Origin of the sequence: Streptomyces sp. SBT349 (assembly GCF_001083795.1) — a bacterium.
In the GTDB taxonomy this organism is placed as follows: Bacteria; Actinomycetota; Actinomycetes; order Streptomycetales; family Streptomycetaceae; genus Streptomyces.
On the sequence record NZ_LAVK01000619.1, the window covers coordinates 1 to 1872 of the forward strand.

1 protein-coding gene is annotated in these 1872 nt (G+C 66.1%); it reads right to left on the reverse strand.

Features of this window, described 5'->3' with window-relative positions; genetic code table 11:
- Positions 1-1872, reverse strand: a 1872-nt coding sequence (locus tag ADY01_RS35245) for a non-ribosomal peptide synthetase (RefSeq protein ID WP_049580926.1), incomplete at both ends; no start/stop codon positions are given.

Sequence of the window (1872 nt, forward strand, 5' to 3'; positions counted from 1 at the left end):
GGGTTCCCGTCCGGCGTGGCGGGCTGCGTAGGCGGTGGAGAGGTCTTGTTTGAGTGGTCCCATGGACCAGCCGTCGCTGACGATGTGGTGCATGACCAGCAGCAGCACCGACTCACCCTCGGACAGCGTGAACAGATGCGCGCGGAAGGGAACGTCGTCCGACAGAGTGAAGCGCTGGCCCGCCGCGACCTCAAGCACACCGGCAAGCTCCGCCTCGTCGACCGGGACCACCTGGAGCAGGGGCACAGCCTCATCAGCCCCCATCACCCGCTGCGACGGTTCCCCGTCGATGTCCGGGAAGACGGTGCGCAGTGCTTCGTGTCGCGCGAGCACGTCTGCCAGCGCCATCTGCAAGGCGGCCACGTCAACGGACCCGGTCAAACGCAGAGCGAGGGGGACGTTGTAGGTGGCGCTGGGTCCCTCCAGTCGGTCGAGGAACCACAGCCGCCGCTGGGCGAACGACAGCGGCAGCACCTCAGGCCGCTCAACTCGGCTCAGGACCACACCATTGCCGCCCTGCAACTGGGACAGTTCTCCAGCCAGAGCAGCCACGGTCGGAGCGGCGAACACCGTCCTTACGGATACTTCGATGCCCATGGTGGTGCGGATGCGGCTGGTGAGGCGGGTGGCGAGGAGGGAGTGGCCGCCGAGGTCGAAGAATCCGTCGTCGATGGAGACTTCGTCGATGCCGAGGATGTCGGCGAAGAGTTCGCAGAGTGTCTGTTCGTGGGGGGTGCGGGGTGTGCGTCCTTCGCCGTTCCGGGTGTAGTGGGGTGGGGGTAGTTGTCTGTGGTCGAGTTTGCCGTTGGGGGTGAGTGGCATGGCGTCCAGGACGACGAATGCGGAGGGCACCATGTAGGTGGGCAGTATTGTCGCGGTGTGCTCGCGCAGGGCTGTGGTGTCCAGGGTGTTGTCGTGGGTGGGGACGAGGTAGGCGACGATGCGTTTGTCGCCGGGGCGGTCCTCGCGGACCACCACCGTGGCCTGGCCGACGGCCTGGTCGTGGAGGAGTACGGATTCGATCTCGCCCAGTTCGATGCGGAAGCCGCGTATCTTGACCTGGTCGTCGGCCCGGCCGACGAAGTCCAGGTTTCCGTCCGTGCGCCAGCGCACCAGGTCACCGGTCCGGTACATGCGCGAGCCGGCTGGGCCGAACGGGTTGGCCACGAACCGCTCCGCTGTCAGCCCCGGCCGTCCCAGATAGCCACGCGCCAGCCCCGCCCCCGCCACATACAACTCACCCACCACACCCGGCGGCACAAGCCCAAGCACGTCATCAAGCACGAAGACCTGCGTATTCCAGATCGGCCGCCCGACCAGGATTTTTCGATGTTCTTCGCCCTTGGGAGGATTTTCCAGAATCCATGAAGCCACGTCGACCGTGGCTTCGGTGGGCCCGTAGGCATTGATCATCCTCCGGCCGGGAGCCCACCGCGCCACGAGTTCCGGCGAGAGCGCCTCGCTGCCCACCACGAGTGTCGTGAGGTCGAGGAGAGACGTTTCAGGGACGCTGCTGAGAACGGCGGGGGGTATGTGGGCATGAGTGATTCGGTTCTCACGAATGAAGCTGCTGAGGCGATCGCCGTAGACCGGTTCATGCGGAATGACCAGACGAGCACCGGAGAGGAGGGCCAGGCAGTATTCCGAGATGGTCACGTCGAAGCTGGGGGAGGAGAATTGCAGGATGCGGCTGTCGGGTCCTACGTCGTAGCGTGTGGCGTGGTTGGCGACCAGGCTGGCGATGCCCTGGTGGGTGACGCTTACGCCTTTGGGGCGGCCGGTGGAGCCCGAGGTGTAGATGACGTAGGCGGGATGCGCCAGTGACAGGGGCGAGGTGCGCTCGCCGTCGGCGGCATCGGTGCCCGCGCATCC